This window comes from Streptomyces sp. GL_140 (genome assembly GCF_057834465.1).
Genome location: NZ_CM174404.1, coordinates 7899067 through 7924233, shown reverse-complemented (window position 1 = coordinate 7924233; position 25167 = coordinate 7899067). Strand labels below are relative to the sequence as shown.

Here is a 25167-nt window from a genome sequence, read left to right as displayed (position 1 = left end):
CCCGAGCTCAATTTTGACGTCAAGACAGTTCGGCTCCGCCGCACTCCTCTCGCGACGCGCGGCGCCCGACCGGCACCCCCCGGGCCACCAGGGGTGCTACAACTGGTTCGTGACCGGTCCTTGCAACCCGTACCGGGGACGTCGGTGCGGTCACTGAGCAGAAACCGCCCGCGAAGCGTCGCCCGCCAGGTATTCGTCCTTCAGGTGGCGGTCGTGGTGCTGCTCGCCGCTGCCGCCGTACTGGCCCTGGTGCTCCAGTCGCGCCGCGACATCGACCGTGAGGCCCGCACCCGGTCCGTGGCGGTCGCGGAGAGCTTCGCCCACTCACCCGGGCTGCGGGAGACGCTCCGCTCCCCCGATCCCTCCACCGTCCTGCAGCCCATCACCGAGGCGACGCGCAAGGCCGCCGGGGTGGACTTCATCGTGGTGATGGACACCAACGGGATCCGCTACACCCATCCGCTGCCCGACCGCATCGGCAAGAGGTTCGTCGGCACGATCGGCCCCTCCCTGGCCGGCCGGGTGTACACCGAGAGCGTGCACGGCCCCCTGGGCAACGAGATCCAGGCCGTGGTGCCGGTCTTCGGGACGGACGGCCGGGTCGTGGGGCTGGTGTCGGCCGGCCTCACCGTGAAGAACGTCACCGGCGTGTTCGACCGGCAGCTCCCCGTCATCCTCGGCGCCAGCGCCGCGGGCCTCGCGCTGGCCACCGCCGGCTCGGCGCTGATCAGCCGTCGCCTGCGCAGGCAGACCCGCGGGCTCGGCCCGCAGGAGATGACACGGATGTACGAGCACCACGACGCGGTGCTGCACTCCGTGCGCGAGGGCGTGCTGATCATCGACGGCGCCAGGCGGCTGCTGCTCGCGAACGACGAGGCGAAGCGGCTGCTCAGGCTGGGACCCGGAGCCGAGGGGTCCTACGTGCGGGATCTGCCCGGCCTCGACCGGCAACTGGCCGACCTCCTGGTCTCCGGCCGGGAGGCCACCGACGAGGTGCACGATGCCGGGGAGCGGCTGCTGGTGATCAACCAGCGGCCGACCCGGCCCGGCGGCGGGCCCGAGGGCTCGGCCGTCACCATCCGCGACTCCACCGACATGCGCGTCCTCAGCACCCGGGCCGACGCGGCCCGCAGGCGGCTGAAGCTGCTGTACGACGCCGGCGTCGGAGTCGGCACCACCCTCGACGTGGAGCGGACGGCCCAGGAGCTGGCCGATGTCGCCGTACCGCGCTTCGCGGACTTCGTGACCGTCGACCTGGCGGAGCCCGTGGTCCAGGGGGACGAGCCCACCCCGACGGCGGAGCTGCTCCGCACCGCGGTCAGCGGCATCCGGGACGACTCGCCCCTCTATCCGCGCGGCAAATTGATCGGCTTCCTGCCCTCCACGCCCCAGGCCCGCGGCCTCAGCAGCGGCCGGGCCGAGGTGGTCGCCGACCTGGCCGAGGCGCACGGCTGGATCGCACAGGACCCTCCCAGGGCGCAGGAGATCATCGACTACGGGATCCACTCGCTGATCACCGCCCCGCTCAAGGCCCGCGGCGTGGTGCTCGGCGTGGCCAACTTCTGGCGCTCGCGCAAGCCGGCCCCCTTCGACGAGGAGGACCTGTCCCTGGCGGAGGAGCTCGTGGCCCGGGCCGGAATCACCATCGACAACGCCCGCCGCTACACCCGCGAGCACACCCTGGCCGTGACGCTCCAGCACAGCCTGCTGCCGCGCGACCTGCCCGAGCAGAGCGCCGTGGAGGTGGCGCACTACTACCTGCCCGCGCATTCCGGGGTCGGCGGCGACTGGTTCGACGTGATCCCGCTCCCCGGCAGCCGGGTCGCGCTCGTCGTCGGCGACGTCGTCGGCCACGGTCTGCACGCCGCGGCCACCATGGGCCGGCTGCGCACCGCCGTGCTCAACTTCTCCTCCCTGGACCTGCCCCCCGACGAACTCCTCGCCCGGCTCGACGACCTCGTCCAGTACATCGACCAGAGCGGGGAGGGCGGCGAGAGCGAGGACGGCCTGCTCGGAGCCACCTGCCTCTACGCCGTCTACGACGCGGTGACCCAGCGCTGCACGATGGCCCGCGCGGGGCACGTGCCGCCGTTCCTGGTGCGGCCGGACGGCACGGTGGAGATGCCGGACCTGCCCCCGGGCCCGCCCCTGGGGCTGGGCGGGTTCCCCTTCGAGTCGGCGGAGCTGGACCTGAGCGAGGGCACCCAGCTCGTGCTCTACACCGACGGGCTGATCGAGGACCCCGCCCGCGACATCGACGAGGGGCTCGGCCTGCTCCGTGCGGCCCTCACCCACGCCGACCGGGGACCGCAGGAGACCTGCCGGGCGATCCTCGAGGAGCTGCTGCCGGAACGGCCCCGGGACGACGTGGCGGTCCTGGTCGCGCGCACCCGGGCGCTGGAGGCGGAGCGCATCGCCGAGTGGGAGGTGCCGTTCGAACCGAGCGCCGTCGGGGCCAGCCGGGCCCGGGCCGTGGAGCAGCTGGAGGCATGGGGGCTGTCCGAGCTCGCCTTCGGCACGGAGCTCGTGCTCAGCGAACTCGTCACCAACGCCATCCGGCACGGCGGGGCGCCGGTCCGCGTCCGCCTGCTCCACGACCGGGTGCTGACCTGCGAGGTCTTCGACAGCAGCAGCACCACACCGCACCTGCGGTACGCCGCCACCACCGACGAGGGGGGCCGCGGGCTCTTCCTGGTGGCGCAGATCAGCCGCAGGTGGGGGGTCCGCTACACCCCCGAGGGGAAGATCATCTGGTCCGAGCAGCAGCTGCCGGAGGCCGGGGAGCTCTGAGCGGGGTTCACGGGGCGCTCGGGCTCGGGTAGATCCGGGACTGTTTCACGCTGCCGTACGCGAAGCTCGATTCGATCGAGGCGATTCCGGGAATGGCGTGGATCCGGTCGCGCACGAGGGCCTCGTACGCCTGGAGGCTTTCGATGACGACGCGGAGCAGGTAGTCGCTGCTTCCGGCCATCAGGTAGCAGTCCTGGATGTGCTCGATGACCGCCACGTGGTCCTCGAAGACCCTGACAGCCTCGCCCGTGTGGCGTTCCAGCCGTATCCGTACGAAGACGGTGATCGGGAGCCCGAAGCCGACCTGGTCGACCATGGCCGTGTAACCACGGATGAGACCGGCTTCCTCCAGGCGTCGTACCCGGCGCAGACAGGGCGACGGGGACAGCCGGACCCGGTCGGCGAGGTCCTGGTTGGACAGCCGTCCATCGGCCTGCAACTCGCGAATGATGTGCAGATCGACTGCGTCCATGGTCACTCCTTGGCAGATTCTGCCCCAAAGCTATGTCTGGGTGGCAGAACTCGCAATCGACTGCCCCGAGGAAAGGCCTAGCGTTGCCCCATGGCCGGATCCGGCCCCCTGAGGCTGGAGGAACCTCCTTGGTCACGACGAACGCCGGGCCCGCCACGGCGCCCCCGCACACCGGTGCCGCGGGCCGCGGGCCGCTCTCCCCGCAGGCGCGGGGCATGGTGGCGCTGCTGGTGACCGTGGCCATCTGGGCGGCCTTCGCGCTCAGCGCGCGGGCCCTGAGCGCCTCCTCCCTCCTGCCCGCCGACGCCGCGCTGCTGCGCTTCGGCGTCCCGGTGGTGGTGCTGGCGCCCGCGCTGTGGCGGCGCCGCCGCCGCATCATGGCGGTGCGCCCGGCCACCGCGGCCAAGATCGTCTGCGGGGCGGGCGTGCCGTTCTTCCTCGCGGCGATGTACGGGGGCTCCCTGACCTCGGCCGCCTTCGTCGGCTCGATCGTCCCCGGGATGGTCCCGCTCTTCGTCTGCGCGCTCATGGTGGCCGGCGGTCGCGGCGCACCCCGCGGGACGCAGGCGGCCGGGCTCGCGCTGATCGCGGCCGGTGTGGTCGCCCTGGTCTGGCGCTACGTCGTTCCACTGAACACCCAGGTGCTGACCGGCGCCGGGATCCTCCTCGTCGCCAGCGGGCTGTGGGCCCTGTACACGGTCGGGCTCAAGGAGGTGGACCTCGATCCCGTCGGTTCGATAGGCCTGCTGTGCCTGCCCTCCTTCGCGATCATCGCCCTGCTGGTGGTGACCGGGGTGCTGCCCAGCGGCATGGCGTCCGCGGCGGGCGGCGACATCGCCCTGTTCCTGGTGGTGCAGGGGCTCGGGGTCGGTCTGTGCGCCGGCCTGCTGTACGCGTTCGCCATCCGCCGGCTCGGCGCGGAGCGCAGCTCGGTCTTCGGGAGCCTGAGTCCCGTCGCGGTCGTCCTGCTCGCCGTGCCGCTGCTGGACGAGTCGCCGACCCTGACCGTGCTCATCGGCGTACCCCTGATCACCGCGGGCGTCGTGCTCGCCAACCGGCGCCCCCGGCCCGGTTCCCTCCCCGTGCCCCTGCCCGCCACCGTCCCCGTCCCCGTCCCCAGCTCCCAGGCCGACTCCAAGGGTCCCGTAGATGCTTGAGCTCCTCCTCCCGCCGCCCGTCGACCCGCTCTGGGACCTGACCGAGGCCTTCCACGCCGACGTACGGCCCGAGCGCCTGAATCTGGTCATCGGGGTCTACCGCGACCACACCGGGGCCACCCCGGTCATGGGGGCCGTGCGCGAGGCCGAGATACGCCTGGCGGAGCGCTCCGAGTCCAAGGAGTACCGCGGGCTCTCCGGCAACGGCGCCTTCAACCGGGCGATGCTGTCGATGGTGTTCGGGTCCGGTGCGGCGGCGGCCGAGCGGGCCGTGGCGGTCCAGACCGTCGCGGGCAGCGGCGCGCTGCGGCTCCTGGCCGACCTGATCTGCCGGACCCGGCCGGGGACCACGGTGTGGATCAGCGATCCCGCCTACGTCAACCACCGGCCCATCCTGGAGGCCGCCGGGCTGAGGGTGCGCACGTACCGCTGGGTGGACGCGCAGGGGCGCTCCGATGCCGCGGGCATGCTGGAGGACCTGGAGGGCGCCCGCCGCGACGACGTCGTCCTGCTCCAGGGGTGCTGCCACAACCCCACCGGGGTCGATCCGGAGACGGACACCTGGGAGGCGCTGGCGGCGCTCGCGGTCCGCAGCGGCTGGGTTCCGTTCGTCGATCTCGCGTACCACGGTCTCGGCGACGGCCTGGAAGCCGACCTGGCGGCGACCCGGATGCTCGCGGACCGGGTTCCGGAGATGCTCCTCGCCATCAGCTGCTCGAAGAACTTCGGCCTCTACAGCGACCGCACCGGCTGCGCCGTCGTGCTCGGCTCGTCCCGCCAGTCGCTGCGGCACGCGGAGACGGCTCTGCAGAACGCCGCCCGGACGCTCTACTCGATGCCGCCGGAGCACGGCGCGGCGATCGTCACGACGGTCCTCGGGGACGAGGGGCTGCGGGCCACCTGGCTGGCCGAACTGGACGGGATGCGGCGCCGGATCACCGTCAACAGGACGGAACTGACCACCCGGCTGACCGCGCTGGGCTGGGGCGCACAGGCGGACGTGCTCGCGCGGCAGAAGGGGATGTTCTCGATGCTGCCGCTCGACGCGGACGAGATGATCCGGCTGCGCAGCCGGTTCGCCGTCTACGGGACGACCTCGGGGCGGGTGAACATCGCGGGCATCCCGGCGGACCGGATCCCCTGCCTCGCGCAGGGGATAGCCGGGGTGCTCGACGAGACCCGGGGCTAGGTCGGGCGGCGGGGGCCGGATCCAGGGCGGCGGGCGGGCGGCGCGGCCCGGTTCCAGAGCGGCGGGGGCCGGGAGGGGCGTGCCTACAATGAGGGAATGATCTTCATTGTGGTGAAATTCCCCGTCAAGCCCGAATACGTCGCCCAATGGCCCGAACTGGTGGCGGAGTTCACCCACGCCACCCGGGCCGAGCCCGGCAACCTGTGGTTCGAGTGGTCCCGGAGCCTGGAGGAACCGGACACCTACGTCCTGGTCGAGGCGTTCCAGGACGACGCCGCGGAAGCTCACGTCACCTCCGAGCACTTCCGCGCCGCTCTGGAGACCATCCGGCCCCTGGTCACCCGTACGCCCGAGATCGTCAGCACCACCATCGAGGGCGCCACCGGCTGGAGCCGGATGGGCGAACTGCAGATCGACTGACCGCCGCCCGTCGGCCCCTCCCCCGCAACCGGACGTAACGGCTGCCCCAAGAGCCCCTTGTCTCCGGCTCCGGGCGGCCAAAATCATGTGCGATGCGTGCCGACGCGACGACACGGCGCGCGCATGACGGGCCCCCGACGCCGCTGGCGGGGGGGCCCACATGGGGAGGAAGCATCACCATGAGCATGGACGCGACGACGATCAGACCCGCGGCCTTACACCGATTCGGGCTGCGCCGAATCGGCCTGCCCCGCCACGTCACGACCTGGGCGGCTGCCACGGTGCTCGCCGCGGGCACCCTGACCGCGGCGGCCGGTTCGGCGCAGGGCGCCGCGCCCGCGCACCCGACCGTCTACGTCGCCAACAACGACGCCGACAGCGTCACGGCGATCGACACCGTCACCGGTGCGACCCTCGCCACGATCCCCGTCGGCGACGGCCCCACCCAGGCCGCGACCACCCCGGACGGCTCCCGGGTGTACGTGTCGAACTCCGCCGCCGCCACCCTGACCGCGATCGACACCGCCACCAACACCGCGACGGCCACGTTCCCCTTCGGGCAGGCCCCCGCCCAGATCGCCTTCACCCCGGACGGCAAGCGCGGTTACGTGGCCGACAGGTCGGCCCAGTCGGTGAACGTCCTGAACCCCGACACCAACACCCTCACCACCAACATCCCCGTCGCCGGTGACCCGTCGTACGTGGTGGTGAACCCGGCCGGCACCCGCGTCTACGTGACCCGCACCGCGGACTCCCGCGTCGACGTGATCGACACCGCCACGAACACCGTCACCGCGAGCATTCCCGTGGCTGGCGATCCCCGACGACTCGCGTTCAACCCGGCCGGCACCCGCCTCTACGTCACCGGGAACTCCAGCAACACCGTCTCCGTGATCGACACCGCCGGCAATACCGTCGTCGGCACCCTCGACACCGGGGGTCTCTACCCGCAGGCCGTGGCCGTCTCCTCCAACGGCGCCCGCCTGTACGCCGTCAACGTGCTCTCCTCCACCGTCTCCGTCATCGACGCGGCCGCCGGCACGATCCTGGCGACCGTCCCCGTCGGATCCTCGCCCGTGGACATCGCCCTCGCTCCCGACGGCAAGCACCTGTACGTCGCCAACTACCGCGGCGACAGCCTGTCCGTGATCGACACCGCCACCAACACCCTCTCCGGGACGCTCGCCACCGGCTACGCACCCGTCGCCCTCACCATCACCCCCGTACTGGCCGCCGACCTCGCGGTCGCCCTCACGGCCACCCCCGTGCCCGGCCTGCTCAACGGGCACATCGACTACACGCTGACCATCACCAACAACGGGCCTTCGACGGCCGCCACGGGCACCGTCACCGCACGCCTGCCCGCCCCCATGAGCGCCACCAGCCCCAACTGCACCGCCGGTTCGGGCGCCGTCACCTGCACCGTGACGAACCTCGCCGCGGGCGCGAGCACCACCCGGCGCTTCACCGCACCCGTCGGGCTCCTCAGTCTCGGTACCGCCTACACCGTCACCGCCACCCGTACGGCCAGTAGTCCGGCCGACCCGAACGCGGCCAACGACAGCGGCAGCCGCACCTGCACCGCGCTCACCTCGCTCATCATCAACTGCACCTGACCGGTCGGTCCGCCCGCAGGACCGGCGGATCGCCGGCCTGCGGGTATCCGGGCAACCGGGGCCGCTAGTCCCTGAGTTCGAAGGAGATGTGCGGGGACAGCGCGCGGAGGAAGTCCGGCGCGTCGAAGAGCTCGCCCGCGGAGGCGACGCCGACCGTCGTGGTGCGTCCCGTGAGGATGCGGGAGACCGCTTCCACCACGAGGGGCGCCGTGACGGCGTAGATGTCCTGACCCCGGGCCACGGCTCGCCGTTCGGCGCCGCCGGAGCGCACGAGGACGTCGACGAGGAAGGTCTGCGCGGACCGGCCGCTGTCGTCGACCGGGGTCGGGGCCGGGGTGTCGGCGGCCGACAGGTCCGTGGCCGCCTCCGTCGTCATGTAGCTGCTCACCTCGCGGATGGGCAGGTGGCGGGGGATGGTGACCGCATCGGCCATCGTGAACTCCCCGACGACGGACCGGGTGCCCATCGGGTCGGGGAAGGTCCACTCCAGGGTGGGCGGCGCGTCGTCGCGGTACTCCAGCTGCCCGTTGGCGTACCGGACGCGCCGGCCGCCGCGGCGCTCGCGGGAGACCTTGCCCGCGAGGCGCGTGCCCTCCGTGGGGTGCCAGCTGTTCAGCCCGTACGCGACGTGCGCCTCGTCGGCCCCGGTCCAGTCCCCCATCGCCGCGGTGGCCAGCAGGTCGCCGAGGCCTCCGTAGAAGGCCATCGCGGGGAGGACCACCGCTCCTTCGGCCCGGGCCCGGTCCGTGAACCGCGCGAACGTGTCGACGTTGGCCTCGATCTCGGCCGCCACGTCCACGTACGGGATCCCGGCGCGCAGCGCCGCCTCGATCACCGGGGCGGCGGTCGTGGCGAAGGGGCCGGCGCAGTTGATCACGGCCGCCGCACCGGCCAGCGCCCGGTCGAGCGAAGCCGGATCGTCCACCGTGGCGGGCCGGACGTCGAGGCCCGGGTGGGACCCCGCCAGTTCCTTCAGCTTGCCGGGGTCGCGGCCGGAGAGCACCGGGAGGAACCCGCGCTCCAGGAGTTCCGCCACCACGAACCGCCCGGTGTGCCCGTACGCCCCGAACACCGTCACCGTCTGCGCCGTTCCCATTGGGTTCTCCCCCGTCCGTGCCCGAATGATCCGCTGCGGCAATCCTGACAGCGGTGGGCATCCGGCACGAGTGTCTGGAACGACATGACGCGTACACTTTCGGACATGACCACTGTCGCGCTGGCCGTCACCGAAGGGATGCTGCACTTCGAACTGTCCGTGGCGTACGAGATCTTCGGCTCACCACCCGCGGCCCCGGCCTCCCCCGGCCTCCCGGCCGGCGTGGTCGACCCCTGGTACGAGGTCTCCGTCTGCGGAACGGGCGCAGTGCGGGTCGGGCCGTACCGGCTCGAGCCCGGCCACGGGCTCGACCGGCTGCGGCGCGCCGACACGGTGATCGTCCCCGCCTGGGCCGATGTGGACGTGGAGCCGCCCGGCGACCTCGTCGACGCGGTGCGCGCGGCCCACGAGGCCGGGGCCCGGGTGGCCTCGCTGTGCACGGGCGCGTTCGTGCTGGCCGCCGCCGGTCTGCTGGACGGGAAGCGTGCGACCACCCACTGGGCGCACACCGAGACCCTGGCCGACCGCTATCCGCGGGTCGAGGTGGACCCGGACGTGCTCTACGTGGACAACGGCAGCGTGCTCACCTCCGCCGGCAAGGCCGCCGCGCTGGACCTGTGCCTGCACCTCGTGCGCCTCGACCACGGCTCCTCCGTCGCCAACGCGGCCGCCCGCAGGCTTGTCGTACCACCGCTCCGGGCCGGCGGTCAGGCTCAGTTCGTCACCAGCCCCGTCCCCGCCCAGGAGGACCACCACGCGCTGTCGGAGTTGTTGCCCTGGGTGATCGAACGTCTCGACCAGCCGCTGACCGTGGAGGACCTGGCCCGCCGGGCCCGGATGAGCTCGCGCCACCTGGGCCGCCACTTCAAGGCGGCGACCGGGACCACTCCTCTGCAATGGCTGCTCGTCCAACGGATCCGTCTCGCACAGGAGTTGCTGGAGAACTCCGACAGCAGTGTCGATGCGATCGCGGCGGCCACCGGCATGGGCACGGCGACGACGCTGCGCCGGCACTTCAACCGGACGGTCGGCGTGCCCCCGGACACCTACCGCCGGACGTTTCGAGCCGAGTCCTCGCGGTAGAGGAACCGCCCGGACGGATCAGCGAACCGGTCGATCGGCGGATGACGGGGAAGAGGGGGAAGGCCCGCTCCTTTCCACTCTCAACATATAGCGCACAGGGGGGCTTGCGGCAAGATCCCCTTCCTGTCGCAGAATCCTCCGACCAGGCCGAAATCTAAGGAAGTTGGAGTCGCACATGCGGGTGTTGCTGGTGGCATACGGGTCTCGCGGAGACATCGAACCGATGGCGGGATTCGCCCTGCGATTGCGGGCACTGGGCGCGGAGGTGCGGATGTGCGCGCCGCCGGACTTCGCGGAGCTGTTGGACGGTGTCGGCCTCCCGTTGGTGCCGCTCGGCCAGTCGATCCGCGAGATGGCGACGGAGGCGGTGACGGAGACGAAGCCGAAGGTGGCGCTGACCCTGCCCGAGCGCGCGGCCAGGATCGCCGCCTCGACGTACGCATCGCTCGCCGCGGTGGCCGAGGGGTGCGACGCGGTCGTGGCGACCGGTCTGATGCCCGCCGCGGCCGCCGCGCGGTCGGTCGCCGACAAGCTGGGCATCCCGTACGTGTTCGTGTCCTACTTCCCGACCTACCTGCCCTCCGCGCATCACCCTCCGCTCGTGTGGCCCGGCCGGCAGGCCCCGCCGGAGGTGACCGACAACCAGGTGCTGTGGGACCTGAACGCCGAGACCATGAACGAGTTGTTCGGCGGGGGCATCAACGGCCTGCGGGCCTCGATCGGCCTGCCCGCGGTGGACGACGTACGCGACCACGTCTTCACCGACCGCCCGTGGCTGGCCGCGGACCCGGTCCTCGGCCCGTGGCCGGAGCCGGCGCCGGAGCCCTCGGGCCGCGGCGTGTCGCAGACCGGCGCGTGGATCAAGCCGGACGAACGGCCGCTCCCGGCCGATGTGGAGGCGTTCCTGGAGGCCGGCGCTCCGCCGGTGTACGTGGGCTTCGGCAGCATGCCGCTGCGCGAAGCGCAGGAGGTGGCCCGGGTGGCCGTGGCCGCCGTCCGCGCTCAGGGCAGGCGCGTGCTGATCTCCCGCGGCTGGGCGGACCTCGCCCTGACCGACGACCAGGACGACTGCTTCGCCCTCGGCGAGGTCAACCAGCAGGAGCTGTTCGGCCGGGTGGCCGCCGTCGTGCACCACGGCGGCGCGGGTACGACGACGACGGCCGCCCGGGCCGGCGCGCCGCAGGTGATCGTCCCCCAGCTGGCTGACCAGCCGTACTGGGCCGACCGGGTGGCGGAGCTGGGCATCGGCGCGGCCCACGAGGGGCCGAACCCGACCTTCGAGTCCCTGTCGACCGCGCTCAAGGCCGTCCTGACCGCCGAGGTCCGCGCCCGAGCGGCCGGCGTGGCCGGCACGATCCGCACCGACGGGACGGCGGTGGCGGCGAAGCTGCTGCTCGACGCGATGGGACGGGACCAGGTCGTCTAGGTCGCCCGGGTCGTCCGGGTCGTCATAGGACCTTGGAGAGGAAGGCGCGGGTTCGGGCGTGCTGCGGCTTGTCCAGGACGGCGGCGGGTGGGCCCTGTTCCACGACGACTCCGCCGTCCATGAACACGACGGTGTCGGCCACCTCGCGGGCGAATCCCGTCTCGTGCGTCACGACGACCATGGTGGTTCCGGCGCGGGCCAGGTCCTTGATGACGTCCAGGACCTCCCCGACCAGCTCCGGATCGAGCGCCGAGGTGGGCTCGTCGAAGAGCAGCACCTTTGGTTCCAGGGCGAGGGCGCGGGCGACGGCGACCCGTTGCTGCTGGCCTCCGGACAGCTGCCGCGGGTAGGCGTCGGCCTTCTCGGAAAGGCCCACGCGCTCCAGTAGCCGCAGGGCCGTCCGCCGTGCCTCGCCCCGGTCCCGGCGCAGCGCCGAGACCGGGGCCTCGACGAGGTTCTCCAGCACGGTGAGGTGCGGGAAGAGGTTGAAGTTCTGGAAGACGAACCCGATGCGGGTGCGCTGTCTCAGTACCTCCTTCTCCTTCAGCTCGTACAGCTTTCCGCCGGAGCGGCGGTAGCCGATGAGCTCCCCTTCGATGCCGACCCAGCCCCGGTCCACCTTCTCCAGATGGTTGATGGTGCGCAGGAGCGTGGACTTGCCCGAACCGGAGGGACCGAGGATCACGGTCACCTCGCCGGTGCGCACTTGGAGGTCGACTCCGCGCAGTACCTCCAGCGGCCCGAAGCTCTTGTGGACGCCGCGGACTTCGACCATGACCTCGGGGGCCTGGTCCGGGTGGGTGCTCACTGGTGCTCGGCGGGGTTGGTCTGCGAGGTCTCGATCGCGGAGGCGTCCGTACCCCACTTCTTCAGGATCCGCGCGTAAGTACCGTTCTTGATCAGCTCGTTGACGGCGGCCTGGAAGGCGGGGGTGAGCGGGGATCCCTTCTTGAAGGCGAATCCGACGTCGAGGCGGTGGTACTCGCCGAGGAAGGTGGTCTGCGCCGCGGGCTGGGCCGCCTGGTGGCGCAGCCCGTTGATGGTCGACATGACCACGTCGATCCGGCCCTGCTGGAGGGCGGTGGTGACGGCGCCCGGCTCGGCGAAGACCTTCACCTCGTACGGCTTCTTCCCAGCCGCGGCGCACACGCCCTGCTGGGCGGTGAGGGTCTTCTCGAAGGTCGTGCCCGCGCCCGTGCCGATGGTCAGTCCGCACAGCTGGGTGAGGTCGGAGACCTTGCCGGTCAGCGTGGTGTTGCCGGTCTTGACCGCGAAGCCCTGGCCGTCGTTGATGTACGTGACGAAGTCGATGGTCTTCAGCCGTTCGGCGGTGACGCCGAAGTTGCCGGTGCCGAAGTCGTACTTGCCGCTGCCGAGGGCGGGCAGGATCGTCTCGAAGGAGGCGTCCTGCCGCTCCAGCTTCAGGCCGAGGACCCTGGCCGCGGCGTCGGCGATGTCGATGTCCTGGCCGGCGGGCTTCTTGTTCTGCCCGTTCGGGTAGTACACCGAGGGCGGCGAGCCCACGGAGCTCCCGACCCGGAGCGTGCCCGCCTTGCGTACGTCGTCGGGGAGCAGGGCGGCCGCGGAATCCACCGTCACCACGGCCGCGACCGGGTCCTCGGAGGTCGAGGGCGACGCCTGGGCGCCCGGCGCGGACGGGGTGGCGCCATCGGCGGAGCCGCAGCCCGCCAGGGCCAGGAGGGGCAGGATCGCGAGGGCGGCGGCAGCGGTGCGCAGGCGGGTACGGGTCCCGTGCGCGGGGAGGTTTACGGCGGAGAGGCCTTTCGACGGGCGGGTGTGGTGAGGCGGAGGCGGAGGCGGGGGCGGAGGCGGAGTCGTCGCGCAGGGGCCGGGTGCGGGCGCCGCGGAGGTCATCCGCGCACCACGGCGAGCGCCTGCTGCGGGTGCAGCGCGGCGCGGGCTTCGTCGCGCCCGGAACCGCCTCGATCGACAGCGCCTCGGTCGACGCCGCCGCGCTCGGCGTCGCGCTTGGCGACTTCCTCGCGGACGAGCGGGATCACGTACCGGCCGAAGTCGATGGCGTCGCCCAGGAGGTCGTAGCCGCGGGCGGAGAGGATGTCGACGCCGAGGTCGTAGTAGTCCAGCAGGGCCTGGGCCACGGTCTCCGGGGTGCCGACCAGTGCGTTGGAGTTGCCCGCGCCGCCCGTGGCGGCCGCGGTCGGGGTCCACAGCGCCCGGTCGTAGCGCTCCCCCGCCTCGGCGATGGCGAGCAGCCGCTGCGAGCCGGCGTTCTGCGGGGCCGCGGTCGGCGAGATGCCCTCGCTGTGGCGCCGCGGGAGCCCCGCACCGCGCCGCTCCTTGATGGCGCCCACGGTGCGGTGCGCCTTCTCCCAGGCCAGTTCCTCGGTCGGGGCGATGATCGGCCGGAACGCCACCTGGATGCGCGGCACATCGGTGCGGCCGGCAGCCCGCGCGGCGGCCTTTACGGAGTCGATCTGCTCGGCGGTCCGCTCCAGCGGCTCGCCCCACAGGCAGTAGACGTCGGCCTCGGCGCCTCCGGCGGCGTACGCGGCGGGCGAGGAACCTCCGAACGAGACGTTGGGGCGCGGCTGTTGGTATGGGGTGACATCGCTGACGAAGTCGTGGAAGCGGTAGTGCTCGCCCTCGTGGTCGAAGGGCTCCCGGGCGGTCCAGGCCTTCTTGACGATCTGGATGTACTCGCGGGTGCGGGCGTAGCGCTCGTCCTTGGTGAGGGTGTCTCCCTCGCGGGCCTGTTCGTGGTCGTTGCCGCCGGTGATGAAGTGGACGGCGAGGCGCCCCTCGCTGATCTGGTCGAGGGTCGCGAAGGTCTTGGCGGCGAAGGTGGGGTACGAGACGTTGGGCCGGTGGGCGAGCAGGAGCTGAAGGCGGTCCAGCTTGCCGGCTATGTAGGCGGCGGCCGGTGCGGGATCCGGGGATCCGGAGCCGTACGCGAAGAGCACCCGGTCCCAGCCGTGGTCCTCGTGGGCGCGGGCGAGCCGGAGCGTGTACTCCTTGTCGAAGACGGCGCCGGAGCGCGCGGTGGTTTCGGAGGCGTCGTTGGTGGCGGCGATGCCGAGGAATTCCACGGGCATGTGGATGGCCTTTCGCAAGGGCGGTGGATCGCGTGCGGAGGTGGCGGATCGCACGCGGGCATGGGTGAGAGCGCACGGGCTCGGGTCGGCGAGCCCCGGGCATGGGCGAACGGACGCCCCAGGAAATGCACATGAGGTGTCGTCAGGAACGTGGATGCGGGACGGCACGGGCGTGACGACGCGGAGCGTCGGGGGATTCGAGGGCGCGGCAGCGCACACATCGGGGCTCAAAACACCGTGTCCGCAGGCGGGTTGCTGCCACGAGCAGAGGCGGTGCGCAGGCATGGTCCGGCCCACGACGGGATCACCGAGGGAGGGAAGGGCCGGTCAGACAGCCCGCTGCCGAGTCAGGCGCAACACGCCGCGGACCACACCCGACCGAAGTCGATGTAGTCGCGCGAAACCAAGCGCTGCTGGGCATTCATGCGACTACTTGAGCAGTACAAGCTGCTCTTCGTCAAGCAACGACCCGGATCGTGGACCGCTGCTCACGGGCTGCGCGGCGCCGTGGACGCCCCGGGCACACGTGGTTGACACCGTCACGCTTCACCCGCATACGATCGGCGCAGGACGGGGCCCTAGGGCCCCTCCGCCGCGTTGAGGGACGCGGCGGGCGTGACGACACGAATTCCCGCACACCGCAGCCGACACGGGGACCCCAGCCGGGTTTCCGCGCATGGCGCCGGGCGGCCACCCCTGCCCGCGATCCCTCTCCTGGAGAGCCTTCCGATGGCCACCTCTTCCCATGTCTCCGCCCTGTCCAAAACGCCCGCCGATCCCCCCGGCACCCTCGGATCTCCCGACGGCCTTCGCCACGAGGACGAGTTGCCCCGCATCGTGCCGCGCCGGCACCTCGGCCGCGGGGTGGCCGCCTGCGCCGCGCTGCTGGTCTTCGCGATGGCGCTGGTCTCTGTCGTCCGCAACGAGGCCTTCCAATGGGGTGTGGTCGGGCGGTACTTCACTACCGCCGCCGTGCTCGACGGGCTGCTGCTGACGCTGTGGCTGACCGCCGTGGTGATGGTGCTCGGCTTTCTCCTCGGCACGGTGCTGGCGGTGATGCGGCTCTCCGACAACCCGGTCCTGCAGACCCTGAGCTGGGGCTACGTCTGGATCTTCCGGTCCACTCCGCTGCTGGTGCAGCTGCTGTTCTGGTTCAACATCGGCGCCCTGTACCTCACGCTCGGCCTCGGCATCCCCTACGGCCCCGAGTTCTTCACCGTGAAGACGGTCAACCTGCTCGGCCCGACCCTGACCGCCGTCATCGGTCTGACCCTGCACGAGACGGCGTACGCCGCCGAGGTGGTGCGCGGCGGCATCCTCTCGGTGGACCCGGGCCAGGTCGAGGCCGCGCAGGCGCTCGGCCTGAGCAGGTGGCGCACCCTGCGCCGGATCGTCGTCCCGCAGGCGATGACCTCGATCGTGCCGACCGCCGGGAACATGCTGATCGGCACGCTCAAGGGGACCAGCATCGTGAGCGTGCTGGCCGTGCACGACCTGCTGTACTCGACGCAGCTGATCTACAACCAGACCTACCAGGTCATCCCGCTGCTGATGGTCGCCACCCTCTGGTACATCGCCGTCACCACCGTACTGAGCGCAGGCCAGTACTACATCGAGCGGCACTACGCGCGCGGAGCTTCGCGCGCCGTGCCGCCGGCGCCGTGGCGGCGGTGGCTGTCGCGGCCCGGCCGCCGGATACAGAGAATTCACGAACGGGCCTGATATGTACGGCGTATGAAATCGGCATTCAATCCCCCGCTCCCGATATGGAATTCATTGACACTCCAAATCGGGGGTGCCAGGTTTACGCCGCAGATAAGGACGTCAGCGGATAACCCGCCGAACCGCCGGAGTCTCTGTGACCGAATCCGTTGTGACCGCCCGCCCCGCCCCACCCGATTACCCGACCCCGAAACCCCGAGGATCCGCCCGCCCACCGGCCCGCCGCGGTGGCGCCGACCGGGTGCTGCCGGTCCGCCGCCCCTGGCGGTGGGTGGCCACGGCCGTCGTACTCGTACTGCTCGCCCAGGCCGTCCACGGACTGCTGACGAACTCGTTCTACCAATGGGACCGGTTCGGCTACTGGTTCACCCGTCCCGTGATCGTCGACGGGCTCCTCGTCACCCTCCAAGTGACCGCGTACAGCGCGGTACTGGGGCTGCTCGGAGGTGTGGTGCTCGCCCTCGGCCGGCTCTCCTCCAACCCCGTGATGCGGGCGGTGAGCTGGGCGTACATCTGGCTGTTCCGCTCGGTGCCACTGATCGTGGTGCTGCTCTTCCTGTACAACTTCAGTGCGCTGTACGCCACGTTGAGCGTCGGCGTACCGTTCGGCCCGGCGTTCTTCACCTTCGACGAGTCGAAGGTGGCGTCCGACATCGTGGTCGCGGTGGTCGGCCTCTCCCTGTGCGAGGCGGCGTACGCGGCCGAGGTCGTACGGGCCGGGATCCTCTCCGTCGACCAGGGCCAGCACGAGGCGGCGTCCGCACTGGGCCTGCCCCGCCGCTACCAGTTCGCTCGGATCGTCTTCCCGCAGGCGCTGCGCTCCATCGTCCCCTCGTACGTGAACCAGCTGATCGGGCTCCTGAAGGCCACCTCACTGGTCTTCTACGTGTCCTTGCTCGACCTGTTCGGCTCCGTACAGAGCATGGGCGCCACCTACCCGGGCGACGTGGTGCCGCTGCTGCTCGTCGCCACCGTCTGGTACGTGATCCTGACCAGCGTCGTCTCCGTCGTGCAGTTCTACGTGGAGCGGTACTACGCGCGCGGTGCGCTGCGCACCCTGCCCCCCACTCCCCTGCAGAAGGCCCGCGCCGGGCTGAGCGCCCTGCGCGAGCGGCTGCGGACGGAGGCGGCGATATGACCACGGCCGCCGTCGAAGTGCGCGGCGTACACAAGTGGTACGGCGCCCAACAGGTCCTGGATGGCGTGGACCTCACCGTCCGGCCGGGCACCGTCACTGCCGTCCTCGGCCGGTCCGGCTCCGGCAAGTCCACGCTGCTCCGGGTGATCAATCACCTGGAGAAGCCCGAGTCCGGCCACGTCAGCGTGGGCGGCGAGCTGATCGGGGTCCGGCGGCACGGCGACCGCCTCAAGGAGCTGACCGAGAAGGCGATCCTGGCCCAGCGGGGCCGGATCGGATTCGTCTTCCAGAACTTCAACCTCTTCCCGCACCTGACCGTGCTCGACAACGTGGCCGCCGCCCCCGTCGCGACGGGACGGCTGCCCAGGGCGGAGGCCCGGCGACTGGCGGACGAGCTGCTCGCCCGGGTCGGCCTGGCCGACAAGGCCACTGCCTATCCACGGCAGTTGTCCGGCGGACAGCAGCAGCGGGTGGCCATCGCCCGCGCCCTCGCGCTGCGGCCGGAGGTCATCCTCTTCGACGAACCGACCTCGGCGCTGGACCCGGAGCTGGTGGGGGAGGTGCTCGCCGTCATCAAGGACCTGGCGGACAGCGGCACCACGCTGATCATCGTCACGCACGAGATCGCCTTCGCGCGTGAGGTGGCGGACGAGGTCGTCTTCCTCGACGGCGGTCGGATCGTCGAACAAGGTCCCCCCGCGCAGGTGTTGGACCATCCAGCGCACCCCCGCACCCGGGAGTTCCTGAGCAAGGTGCTCTGACCCGCCGCGCACACCGCGCACGCACGCCGCGTACGCATTCCGCCCACCCCGTTCCACCCACCCATTCGTCCCACCCGTCCCACCCCGAACCACGAAGGACTGCCATGCGATCCCCGCTCCTTGCCCCGCGCTCCAGATTCACCCGCGGCCTGCTCGCCACCACCTCCGCCGCCGTACTCTCCTTCGGGCTCGCCGCCTGCGGTGGCGAGAGCGCCGCGTCCGCTCCGGGCGGGGCGGGATCCGGCAGCCCGGCGGCAGCCGGCGCGATCACCGTCGGCGCCCTCTCCAACGGGGCAGCCAAGCAGGCCGAGTTGAAGGTGTCGACGGTCGAGGCCATCCGCGCCCGGCTGCCCGAGGCCGTACGGAGCCGGGGCGAGCTGGTCATCGGCGTCGGCGCGCTCCCCGCGGGCGCGCCGCCGATCTCGTACGTGGGCACCGACCAGAAGACCCTGACCGGCTCGGAGCCCGACCTGGGACGTCTGGTCGCCGCCGTGCTCGGCCTCAAGCCCACAGTGCGGAACTCGACTTGGGAGAACCTCTTCGTCGGAATCGACAGCGGCAAGGTCGACGTCGCCTTCAACAACGTCACGGTCACCGAGGAGCGCAAGAAGAAGTACGAGTTCGCCTCCTACCGCAAGGACAACCTCGCCTTCGAGGTCAACAAGGAGGACTCCTGGAACTTCTCCGGCGACTACCGCAATCTGGCGGGCAAGACGGTCGCCGTGAGCCGCGGCACCAATCAGGAGAAGATCCTGCTGGAGTGGCAGACCAAGCTGCGGACCGAGGGCAAGGACTTCGAGGTCAAGTACTTCCCCGACGTCAACAGCACCTACCTGGCCCTGAGCGGCAAGAAGATCGACGTGAGCTTCGGCCCCAACCCGGCCGTCGCCTACCACGTCACCCAGACCGCGCAGAGCTCCTCCCCCACCCGCGAGGCGGGCCAGTTCTCCGGCGCCGGCGAATCGCTCCAGGGCCTGATCGCCGCGACCGCCAAGAAGGACAGCGGCCTGGCGGAGCCGGTCGCGGAAGCGATCAACCACCTGATCAAGGGAGGGCAGTACGGGCAGCTCCTGGCCGCCTGGAACCTGACCCCCGAGGCCGTCACCGTCTCCGAGGTCAACCCGCCCGGCCTGCCGCTGAGCAATTCCTGAACGGGAAGCCCACATGACGCGATCCACTCCCCGTCTCCTCGACGGGCATGCGCTCGCCCCCCGTGGCGTCGGCGAGCACGTCCTCGACAACCCCGTGTGGTCCGCGCTGAACGGCCCGCACGCCCGCTTCGCCGTCACCGGCACGGGCCGGGCCCCGGACCTGGGACCGGATCAGGCCCCGGGCCGCGGCCCGGGCTCCGTCGCCCGGGCCGCGCGCTACCCCTCGGACGTGGCCCCCTTCGCCGCCCTCGCCGACCCGGCCGATCCGCGCTCCTGGGCGGATCTGGCCGCGTTGGCGGGGCCGGGTGCCGTCATCGGGGTCTCGGGGGTCTTCGCGGCCCCCGAGGGGTGGGAGACCGTGTGGTCCGTCCCCGGGGTCCAGCTGGTCGACACCTCGCTGCGCGCCGAAGCCGATCCGGAGGCGGTCCGGCTCGGGCCGGCGGACGTTCCCGAGATGCTCGACCTGATCGAGCTGGCCCGGCCGGGGCCGTTCCTGCGCCGGACGGTCGAGCTGGGCACGTACCTCGGCATCCGGCGCGGGGGACGCCTCGTGGCGATGGCCGGGGAGCGGCTGCGGCCGCCCGGATGGACGGAGATCAGCGCCGTGTGCACGGACCCGGACCACCGGGGCGGCGGGCTGGCCACCCGGCTCGTGCGCGCGGTGGCCGCCGGCATCCGGGACCGCGGGGACGTCCCCTTCCTGCACACGGCTGCGGCCAACACCAACGCCATCCGCCTCTACGAATCGCTCGGCTTCACCCTGCGCCGCCGGCCCTCCTTCATGGCGGTGCGGGTACCGGAAAGCGAGGTCCTGTGAAGTTCCTGGCCATCACCCTCATCGCCAACCCGCCCGACCCGGCGACCGGGCGCACCAAACCGGCCCGGGACCGGTTCCGCGAGGTGGTCGACGGTGCGGTGCTCGCTGAGCAGCTGGGGTTCGACGGGTTCGGGGTGGGAGAGCGGCACGAGCTGCCGTTCCTGTCGTCCGCGCCGCCGGTGATCCTCGCCCACATCGCCGCGCTGACCCGCAGGATCCGACTGTTCACCGCCGTCACGACGCTGAGCCTGCTCGATCCGGTCCGCGCGTACGAGGACTACGCGACGCTGGACCACCTCTCCGACGGGCGTCTGGAACTGATCATCGGCAAGGGGAACGGCTCCGCGCAGCGGGAGCTGTTCCAGGTGAGCGCCGAGGACCAGTGGGAGCGCAACGCGGAGGGCTACGAGCTGTTCCGCCGGTTCTGGCGGGAGGACAAGGTGACGGCGAGCCCGCGCCACCGCCCGGCGCTGTCCGCCGCCGAGGTGCTCCCCCGCCCCCTCGGTGGACCCGTACGCATCTGGCACGGCAGCGCGACCAGCCGGGAGTCGGTCGAGCTGGCCGCCCGCTACGGGGATCCGCTGTTCTCGGCGAACGTCACCCATCCGGTGGAGCCGTACGCCGAGCTGGTGCGGTATTACCGGGAGCGCTGGGAGCACCACGGCCACGACCCGGCGCTGGCGGCCGTGGGCGCGGGAACCGCCGGCTACCACGCGGCGCGCACCTCGCAGGAGGCGGTCAAGGCCTTCGAGTCGGCCTTCCAGGGGTACCTCGCCGCACAGCGGAGCCTGGGCGTCGAGCCGGTCTTCCCCACGCTGGAGGACTTCGTGGAACGCAGCTCGGCCCTGATCGGCAGTCCGCAGCAGGTGATCGAGAAGGTGCACCGCTACCACGAGCGGCTCGGACACACCCTGCTCCACCTCCAGGCCGACGCGGGCTTCCTGGACCCCGGGCGGCACCGGGCTTCCCTCGAACTCTTCCAGTCCGAGATCGCCCCGGTCCTGCGCCGCGAGATCCCGGACCCGCCGGTCCCGGCCGTCGTGCGCGACCCGGTGCGGGGACCGAGCATGGGGCCATGGCCACCACCGAAGACGCCCCCGACGAGGTCACGGTCGGCGACGGCACGAAGAGGCAGTTCATCTCCTGGGTGACCCTCGCCCTGATGACGACCGCCTCCGTCGCCAGCCTGCGGCCCTCGCCGTCCATGGCGATCTACGGTCTCGCCGCGATCTTCCTCTACCTGCTCCCGGCCCTCGTCTTCCTCCTGCCCACCGCGCTGGTGGGCGCCGAGCTGGCCTCGGGCTGGTCCGGCGGCATCTACCGGTGGGTGAGCGAGGGCCTGGGCAAGCCGCTCGGGTTCCTCGCCGTGTGGTGCCAGTTCGCCATGACGATCGCGTACTACCCGAGCCTGCTGGCGTACGTGGCGAGCACCTTCGCCTACGTCGTCAACCCGAGGCTCGCCGAGAACGGCCCGTACGTCGCGATCGTCATCGTCGTCGTCTACTGGACGGGGGTCTGGATCTCCTCACGGGGTACGAAGACGGTCGCGGGCCTCTCCTCCGCGGGGCTCGTCATCGGCACGCTCGTCCCGGGCGTGCTGCTGGTGGCCCTCGGCCTCGTCTTCCTCGGCCAGGGCAACCCGTCCGCGCAGCCCATGACCGCGTCGCACGCGCTGCCGCCGTGGACCGGGCTCGCCAGCCTGGTCCTGATCGTCAACAACTTCCTCTCCTACGCCGGCATGGAGATGAACGGCGTACACGTCTCCTCGCTGCGGCGGCCGAGGAGCGAGTACCCGAAGTCGATGTTCCTGGCGACCGGCCTGGTCCTGCTGATCTTCATCCTTCCGGCCCTGGCCATCTCCTGGGTGATGCCGGCCTCGGAGCTGAGCCTCACCGCCGGCCTGATGCAGGCCTTCCAGGCGTTCTTCGACCACTTCCACATCGGCTGGATGACCAGGGTCGTCGGGGTGATGCTGGTGACGGCCGCGCTCGGCGGCATGCTCACCTGGCTGTCGGGGCCGGCGAAGGGCCTGGTCCTGCTGTCCCGCCAGGAGGGCTATCTGCCTCCGGTCTTCCAACGGTTCAACAAGTACGGCACCCCGCAGAACATCATGGTCGCGCAGGGCGTGATCACCACGCTGATCGGCATCCTGTACGCGTTCAGCGACGACGTCTCCAGCGCGTACTGGATGTTCTCGGTGATCACCGTGCAGATCTACCTGATCGCCTACCTGCTGATGTTCGCGGCGGTGGTCAGGCTCCGCAGGAGCCGGCCCGAGGTCGAGCGCGGCTTCCGGGTCCCGGCGGTGAACTGGGTGGCCGGGGTCGGATCCGTGGCCTCCGTCGCCGCGCTGTTCATCGGCTTCGTACCGCCGGACCAGTTCGGCGGCCAGCCCTTGTGGCGCTACCTGCTGATCGTCGGAGGCGGGCTGCTGGCCCTGGGCGTCCTGGCGCCGCTCTGCTTCCTGAGGTTCCGCAAGCCGAGCTGGGTCCACCCCGACCACCGGGAGCCGTGAGGAACGCCGCTCAGCTGGCGGAGCCGGCCGCCGAGCCGGTGGCGAGGTCGGCGCCCCAGCGCTCGATCGCGGCCTGCAGGTCGAGGGCTCCCGGGCGCAGGTCGGCGTCCGCGGCGGGCCAGTCCTCTCGCGGGACGCGCCACATCAGCTCGAACTCGTTGCCGTCGGGGTCCTTCGCGTAGAAGGACTTCGAGACCAGGTGGTCCGACGCACCGACCAGCGCGCCGCGCTCGGTGAGCGTGCGGCCCAGCTCCGCGAGCTCGCCGAGCGTGCCGACCTCCCAGGCGAGGTGGTAGAGGCCGACCCGGCCCTGCTCGGGGCCGGGCGCGTCGGCGCCGAGCGCGAAGAGCCCGAGGTCGTGGTCGTTGAGGCTGCCCGGGGCGCTGAGGAAGGCGGCGCGGCCCGGTATGAGGTGGTCGACCTGGAAACCGAAGACGTCGGTGTAGAACTCGACGGAACGGTCGACCTCACGGATCCAGAGGACGGCGTGGTTCAGGCGGCGGACGGACATGCGAGGTGCTCCCGCTGACTCGAGGGGAATGGCCCGGGCGGGCTGCCTCCACCATACCGTTCAAATTCGAACTACTCGAGTCCGGGGAGGCTCCGGGGAGCAGGATCCGCGGGTGCGGGACTCGACCTCGATCCGGATCCCGACCCGGATCCCGACGCCGGGCGGTAGCGCAGCAGGTTGCTGTGCACCTGGTCGAGGTAGGGCTGGATGCGCCGCAGTCCGGGGTCCTGCTGTCGCACGGTCCAGGTGGCGGTGCGGTAGGCGGCGGCGAGGTTGAGGGCCGGGTCGCCGGGGACCCCTTCGAGCTCCGGAGCGATGGCGCAGAGCATCCTGCCCAGCGCGGGGATGGAGTCCTCGGGGGTCAGGGGCGGGACGGGGACCGCACCCTGCCGGTCGGGCGGCAGGTAGTAGCGCAGCACGCGGGGTGTCCAGCGGGCGATGCCGTACTCGTCCTTGTCCGGGTCGCTCAGTTCGGGGTCGAAGCCGCTCTCGGCCTGGAGCATGGCCGCGATCAGGGCGGGGGTGATCTGGGGGACGCCGCACAGGGTGCCGGCCTGGACGATCAGGCTCCGGTAGCGCTTCGGGATGTCGGTGTCGGTGCGCAACCACCGGGCGTCGCCCTGGAGTCGTGGGCCCGCCACGGCGAAGGCGGCCTCCTGAGGCCGGTCCGTACCGGACCCGGACACCGGCGCGGGCGCGTCCCCGTGCACCAGCGCCGCGAAGGCCAGCACGACGGCCATGACGGCCGTGAGCCCGGTGGACCGGTGCGGGGCCGCCGCCCTCCGCGTCCTCCCGCGGACCGCGCTCGACACCGCCGGGGACGGATCCGGGGGCGCGGCCGGGTCCTGGTCCGGGGCCAGGGCCGGATCCACTGCCGGGTCCAGGGCCGGGTCCGGGTCCGATGGCCGGCCCGTGACGAGTTCGTGGGTCCGGACCCGGCGCCGTTCCCAGTCGTCCGGGTCGCCGCCGCAGGCACGTACGAAGGCCGCGAGCACGGCGGGCCCCGGCAGCCGGTGTCCGGCGGCGGCCGCGGCCAGGGTCGAAGCCGAGTAGTGGGTCCGGGCGGCGAGCTCCCGGTAGGGCGGGCTGCCCGCCCGGCGCCGCAGTTCCCGTAGGTCGCAGGCGAACCGGGCCAGGGGACCCTGCCCGGGATCGAGCGGCTGTTCGAACCCCAAGGAGATGACGTATGAACGGCTTTGCCGTGCGACGGACACGCTTACCCGTCGCCATCCTGCTGGCCGCGGTGGCCGTGACCACCCTCGGTGGTCCGGCGCGGGCACAGGGCCCGCGGGACGTGCCCGGTCCGCTGGGTACCCCGCTTCGGCCGAGGCGTACTGCGACATCTCCGCGGACCGGGACATCGCGGTGACCCGCAAGGTCTACGAGGTGGGCCAGCGCATGAACGTGTCCGAGAAGGTGATGCTCGCCGGGTTCGAGACGGGCTGGGTCGAGTCCCGCATGAACAACCTGGCCTGCGGGGACCGCGATTCGCTCGGCGTCTTCCAGCAGCGGCCCTCGCAGGGCTGGGGCTCACCCGAGCAGGTGCTCGACGTCGACTACGCGGCGGGCAAGTTCTTCGAGGTGGCTCTGCAGATGGAGCCTGGCATGCCGGGCGCGAGCTCCGGCGAGCTGGCCCAGGCCGTTCAGCGGTCCGGCTATCCGGAGCGCTACCCCCAGGCGGAGGGCGTGGCCCGGACCCTGCGGGACGAGGCGATGCGGCCGTACGGCACGATCGGGGCCAAGTACGAGGCCCTCGGCGGGCAGGGCGGCATACTCGGCCGGCCGCTCCGCGCCGAGGAGAACTCCTCGCTGGGCGGCCGGTTCCAGCTGTTCCAGGGCGGGATCGTCCTCTGGCACCCCGACGCCGCGTACGCCGTCCACGGGGACATCCTCACCAGGTTCTGGGCCACGGACGCGGAGCGGAGCTGGGGCTTCCCCACCATGGACGAGGCCGACGCCTCCAAGGCCCCCGACGGAACCCGTGGGCGGTACCAGTTCTTCGAACGCGGCCTGTTCCTCTGGTCCCCGTAGACCGGCACCCACATCGTCCACGGCGCCATCTACGACGCCTTCCACGCGGCCGGACACGAGAGCGCCCTCGGCTACCCCCGCACCGACGAATTCGACGAACCCAGCGGCAGGGCCCAGCAGTTCCAGAAGGCCACCATCCACTGGAACCCGTCCAAGGGCACCTGGATCACCACCAACTGAGCCCGGCCGTCCGCCCCG

23 protein-coding genes are annotated in these 25167 nt (G+C 71.7%); 16 read left to right on the top strand and 7 right to left on the bottom strand.

The genetic code is table 11. From position 1 onward, the window contains the following. Positions 1–204: 204 nt before the first annotated feature. Positions 205–2790, top strand: a complete 2586-nt coding sequence (locus AC3IYJ_RS36765) for a SpoIIE family protein phosphatase (RefSeq protein ID WP_489398848.1) — start codon at positions 205–207, stop codon at positions 2788–2790. Positions 2791–2797: 7 nt separating this feature from the next. On the opposite strand, the gene AC3IYJ_RS36760 is transcribed toward AC3IYJ_RS36765, so the two are convergent. Further along, positions 2798–3262: an Lrp/AsnC family transcriptional regulator gene (locus tag AC3IYJ_RS36760; protein ID WP_489398847.1), complete on the bottom strand. Its 465-nt coding sequence runs from the start codon at positions 3260–3262 to the stop codon at positions 2798–2800. A gap of 128 nt (positions 3263–3390) precedes the next feature. Here AC3IYJ_RS36760 and AC3IYJ_RS36755 point away from each other — a divergent pair, with 128 nt between their 5' ends. The 4 genes from AC3IYJ_RS36755 to AC3IYJ_RS36740 all read left to right on the top strand — a co-directional run bounded on the left by AC3IYJ_RS36755 (position 3391) and on the right by AC3IYJ_RS36740 (position 7644). After that, the gene (locus tag AC3IYJ_RS36755) at positions 3391–4419 is read left to right on the top strand and encodes a DMT family transporter (RefSeq protein WP_489398846.1); all 1029 of its coding nucleotides are present in this window, start codon (positions 3391–3393) and stop codon (positions 4417–4419) included. Beyond that, positions 4412–5608, top strand: coding sequence for an amino acid aminotransferase (locus tag AC3IYJ_RS36750; protein ID WP_489398845.1), 1197 nt, complete (start codon positions 4412–4414; stop codon positions 5606–5608). The genes AC3IYJ_RS36755 and AC3IYJ_RS36750 overlap by 8 nt, the downstream gene beginning before the upstream one ends. A gap of 96 nt (positions 5609–5704) precedes the next feature. Continuing rightward, positions 5705–6028 carry a putative quinol monooxygenase gene (locus AC3IYJ_RS36745; protein WP_489398844.1) on the top strand — a complete coding sequence of 108 codons (324 nt, stop codon included), beginning with the start codon at positions 5705–5707 and terminating at the stop codon, positions 6026–6028. Positions 6029–6207: 179 nt separating this feature from the next. Beyond that, positions 6208–7644, top strand: a complete 1437-nt coding sequence (locus AC3IYJ_RS36740; protein ID WP_489398843.1) for a beta-propeller fold lactonase family protein — start codon at positions 6208–6210, stop codon at positions 7642–7644. 64 nt (positions 7645–7708) lie between these two features. On the opposite strand, the gene AC3IYJ_RS36735 is transcribed toward AC3IYJ_RS36740, so the two are convergent. Continuing rightward, positions 7709–8740: a saccharopine dehydrogenase family protein gene (locus tag AC3IYJ_RS36735; protein ID WP_489398842.1), complete on the bottom strand. Its 1032-nt coding sequence runs from the start codon at positions 8738–8740 to the stop codon at positions 7709–7711. A 105-nt stretch (positions 8741–8845) separates the two neighbouring features. Between AC3IYJ_RS36735 and AC3IYJ_RS36730 the strand changes: the two genes are divergently transcribed. Together AC3IYJ_RS36730 and AC3IYJ_RS36725 are read left to right on the top strand one after the other, a co-directional pair. After that, positions 8846–9823, top strand: coding sequence for a helix-turn-helix domain-containing protein (locus tag AC3IYJ_RS36730; protein ID WP_489398841.1), 978 nt, complete (start codon positions 8846–8848; stop codon positions 9821–9823). 223 nt (positions 9824–10046) lie between these two features. Next, the gene (locus AC3IYJ_RS36725) at positions 10047–11249 is read left to right on the top strand and encodes a glycosyltransferase (protein ID WP_489398840.1); all 1203 of its coding nucleotides are present in this window, start codon (positions 10047–10049) and stop codon (positions 11247–11249) included. A gap of 22 nt (positions 11250–11271) precedes the next feature. Here the strand turns inward: AC3IYJ_RS36725 and AC3IYJ_RS36720 are convergent, their stop codons facing one another. From AC3IYJ_RS36720 to AC3IYJ_RS36710, 3 genes are read right to left on the bottom strand one after another with little or no spacing between them, the layout of a single operon-like run. Continuing rightward, a complete protein-coding gene (locus tag AC3IYJ_RS36720; RefSeq protein WP_489403039.1) occupies positions 11272–12024 on the bottom strand; it encodes an amino acid ABC transporter ATP-binding protein in 753 nt (250 codons plus the stop codon). A 29-nt stretch (positions 12025–12053) separates the two neighbouring features. Further along, a complete protein-coding gene (locus tag AC3IYJ_RS36715) occupies positions 12054–13124 on the bottom strand; it encodes an ABC transporter substrate-binding protein (RefSeq protein WP_489398839.1) in 1071 nt (356 codons plus the stop codon). After that, positions 13121–14323 (bottom strand): LLM class flavin-dependent oxidoreductase, encoded by a 1203-nt coding sequence (locus AC3IYJ_RS36710; protein WP_489398838.1) that lies wholly within the window; start codon positions 14321–14323, stop codon positions 13121–13123. Before AC3IYJ_RS36710 ends, AC3IYJ_RS36715 begins: the two co-directional genes overlap by 4 nt. Before the next feature lie 729 nt (positions 14324–15052). Here AC3IYJ_RS36710 and AC3IYJ_RS36705 point away from each other — a divergent pair. The 7 genes from AC3IYJ_RS36705 to gadC all read left to right on the top strand — a co-directional run bounded on the left by AC3IYJ_RS36705 (position 15053) and on the right by gadC (position 22427). Then, positions 15053–16045: an amino acid ABC transporter permease gene (locus AC3IYJ_RS36705; protein ID WP_489398837.1), complete on the top strand. Its 993-nt coding sequence runs from the start codon at positions 15053–15055 to the stop codon at positions 16043–16045. A 136-nt stretch (positions 16046–16181) separates the two neighbouring features. Beyond that, on the top strand, positions 16182–17183 hold the full coding sequence (locus AC3IYJ_RS36700; RefSeq protein WP_489398836.1) for an amino acid ABC transporter permease: 1002 nt from the start codon (positions 16182–16184) through the stop codon (positions 17181–17183). Further along, positions 17180–17944 carry an amino acid ABC transporter ATP-binding protein gene (locus AC3IYJ_RS36695; RefSeq protein ID WP_489398835.1) on the top strand — a complete coding sequence of 255 codons (765 nt, stop codon included), beginning with the start codon at positions 17180–17182 and terminating at the stop codon, positions 17942–17944. The genes AC3IYJ_RS36700 and AC3IYJ_RS36695 overlap by 4 nt, the downstream gene beginning before the upstream one ends. Before the next feature lie 104 nt (positions 17945–18048). Further along, on the top strand, positions 18049–19095 hold the full coding sequence (locus AC3IYJ_RS36690; protein ID WP_489398834.1) for a transporter substrate-binding domain-containing protein: 1047 nt from the start codon (positions 18049–18051) through the stop codon (positions 19093–19095). A 13-nt stretch (positions 19096–19108) separates the two neighbouring features. Continuing rightward, positions 19109–19912 (top strand): GNAT family N-acetyltransferase, encoded by an 804-nt coding sequence (locus tag AC3IYJ_RS36685; RefSeq protein ID WP_489398833.1) that lies wholly within the window; start codon positions 19109–19111, stop codon positions 19910–19912. Beyond that, positions 19909–21063 (top strand): LLM class flavin-dependent oxidoreductase, encoded by a 1155-nt coding sequence (locus tag AC3IYJ_RS36680; RefSeq protein ID WP_489398832.1) that lies wholly within the window; start codon positions 19909–19911, stop codon positions 21061–21063. The genes AC3IYJ_RS36685 and AC3IYJ_RS36680 overlap by 4 nt, the downstream gene beginning before the upstream one ends. Continuing rightward, complete coding sequence (gadC, locus tag AC3IYJ_RS36675) at positions 20988–22427, top strand: glutamate/gamma-aminobutyrate antiporter GadC (RefSeq protein ID WP_489398831.1); 1440 nt, start codon at positions 20988–20990, stop codon at positions 22425–22427. The genes AC3IYJ_RS36680 and gadC overlap by 76 nt, the downstream gene beginning before the upstream one ends. A gap of 10 nt (positions 22428–22437) precedes the next feature. Here gadC and AC3IYJ_RS36670 read toward each other — a convergent pair whose 3' ends face one another. Together AC3IYJ_RS36670 and AC3IYJ_RS36665 are read right to left on the bottom strand one after the other, a co-directional pair. Continuing rightward, positions 22438–22938, bottom strand: a complete 501-nt coding sequence (locus tag AC3IYJ_RS36670; RefSeq protein WP_489398830.1) for a VOC family protein — start codon at positions 22936–22938, stop codon at positions 22438–22440. A gap of 71 nt (positions 22939–23009) precedes the next feature. Continuing rightward, complete coding sequence (locus AC3IYJ_RS36665; RefSeq protein ID WP_489398829.1) at positions 23010–24113, bottom strand: helix-turn-helix domain-containing protein; 1104 nt, start codon at positions 24111–24113, stop codon at positions 23010–23012. A 190-nt stretch (positions 24114–24303) separates the two neighbouring features. Between AC3IYJ_RS36665 and AC3IYJ_RS36660 the strand changes: the two genes are divergently transcribed. Beyond that, the gene (locus AC3IYJ_RS36660; RefSeq protein WP_489398828.1) at positions 24304–24969 is read left to right on the top strand and encodes an LGFP repeat-containing protein; all 666 of its coding nucleotides are present in this window, start codon (positions 24304–24306) and stop codon (positions 24967–24969) included. A gap of 12 nt (positions 24970–24981) precedes the next feature. Then, positions 24982–25149, top strand: a complete 168-nt coding sequence (locus AC3IYJ_RS36655) for an LGFP repeat-containing protein (protein ID WP_489403038.1) — start codon at positions 24982–24984, stop codon at positions 25147–25149. The last annotated feature ends 18 nt before the right edge of the window (positions 25150–25167 follow it).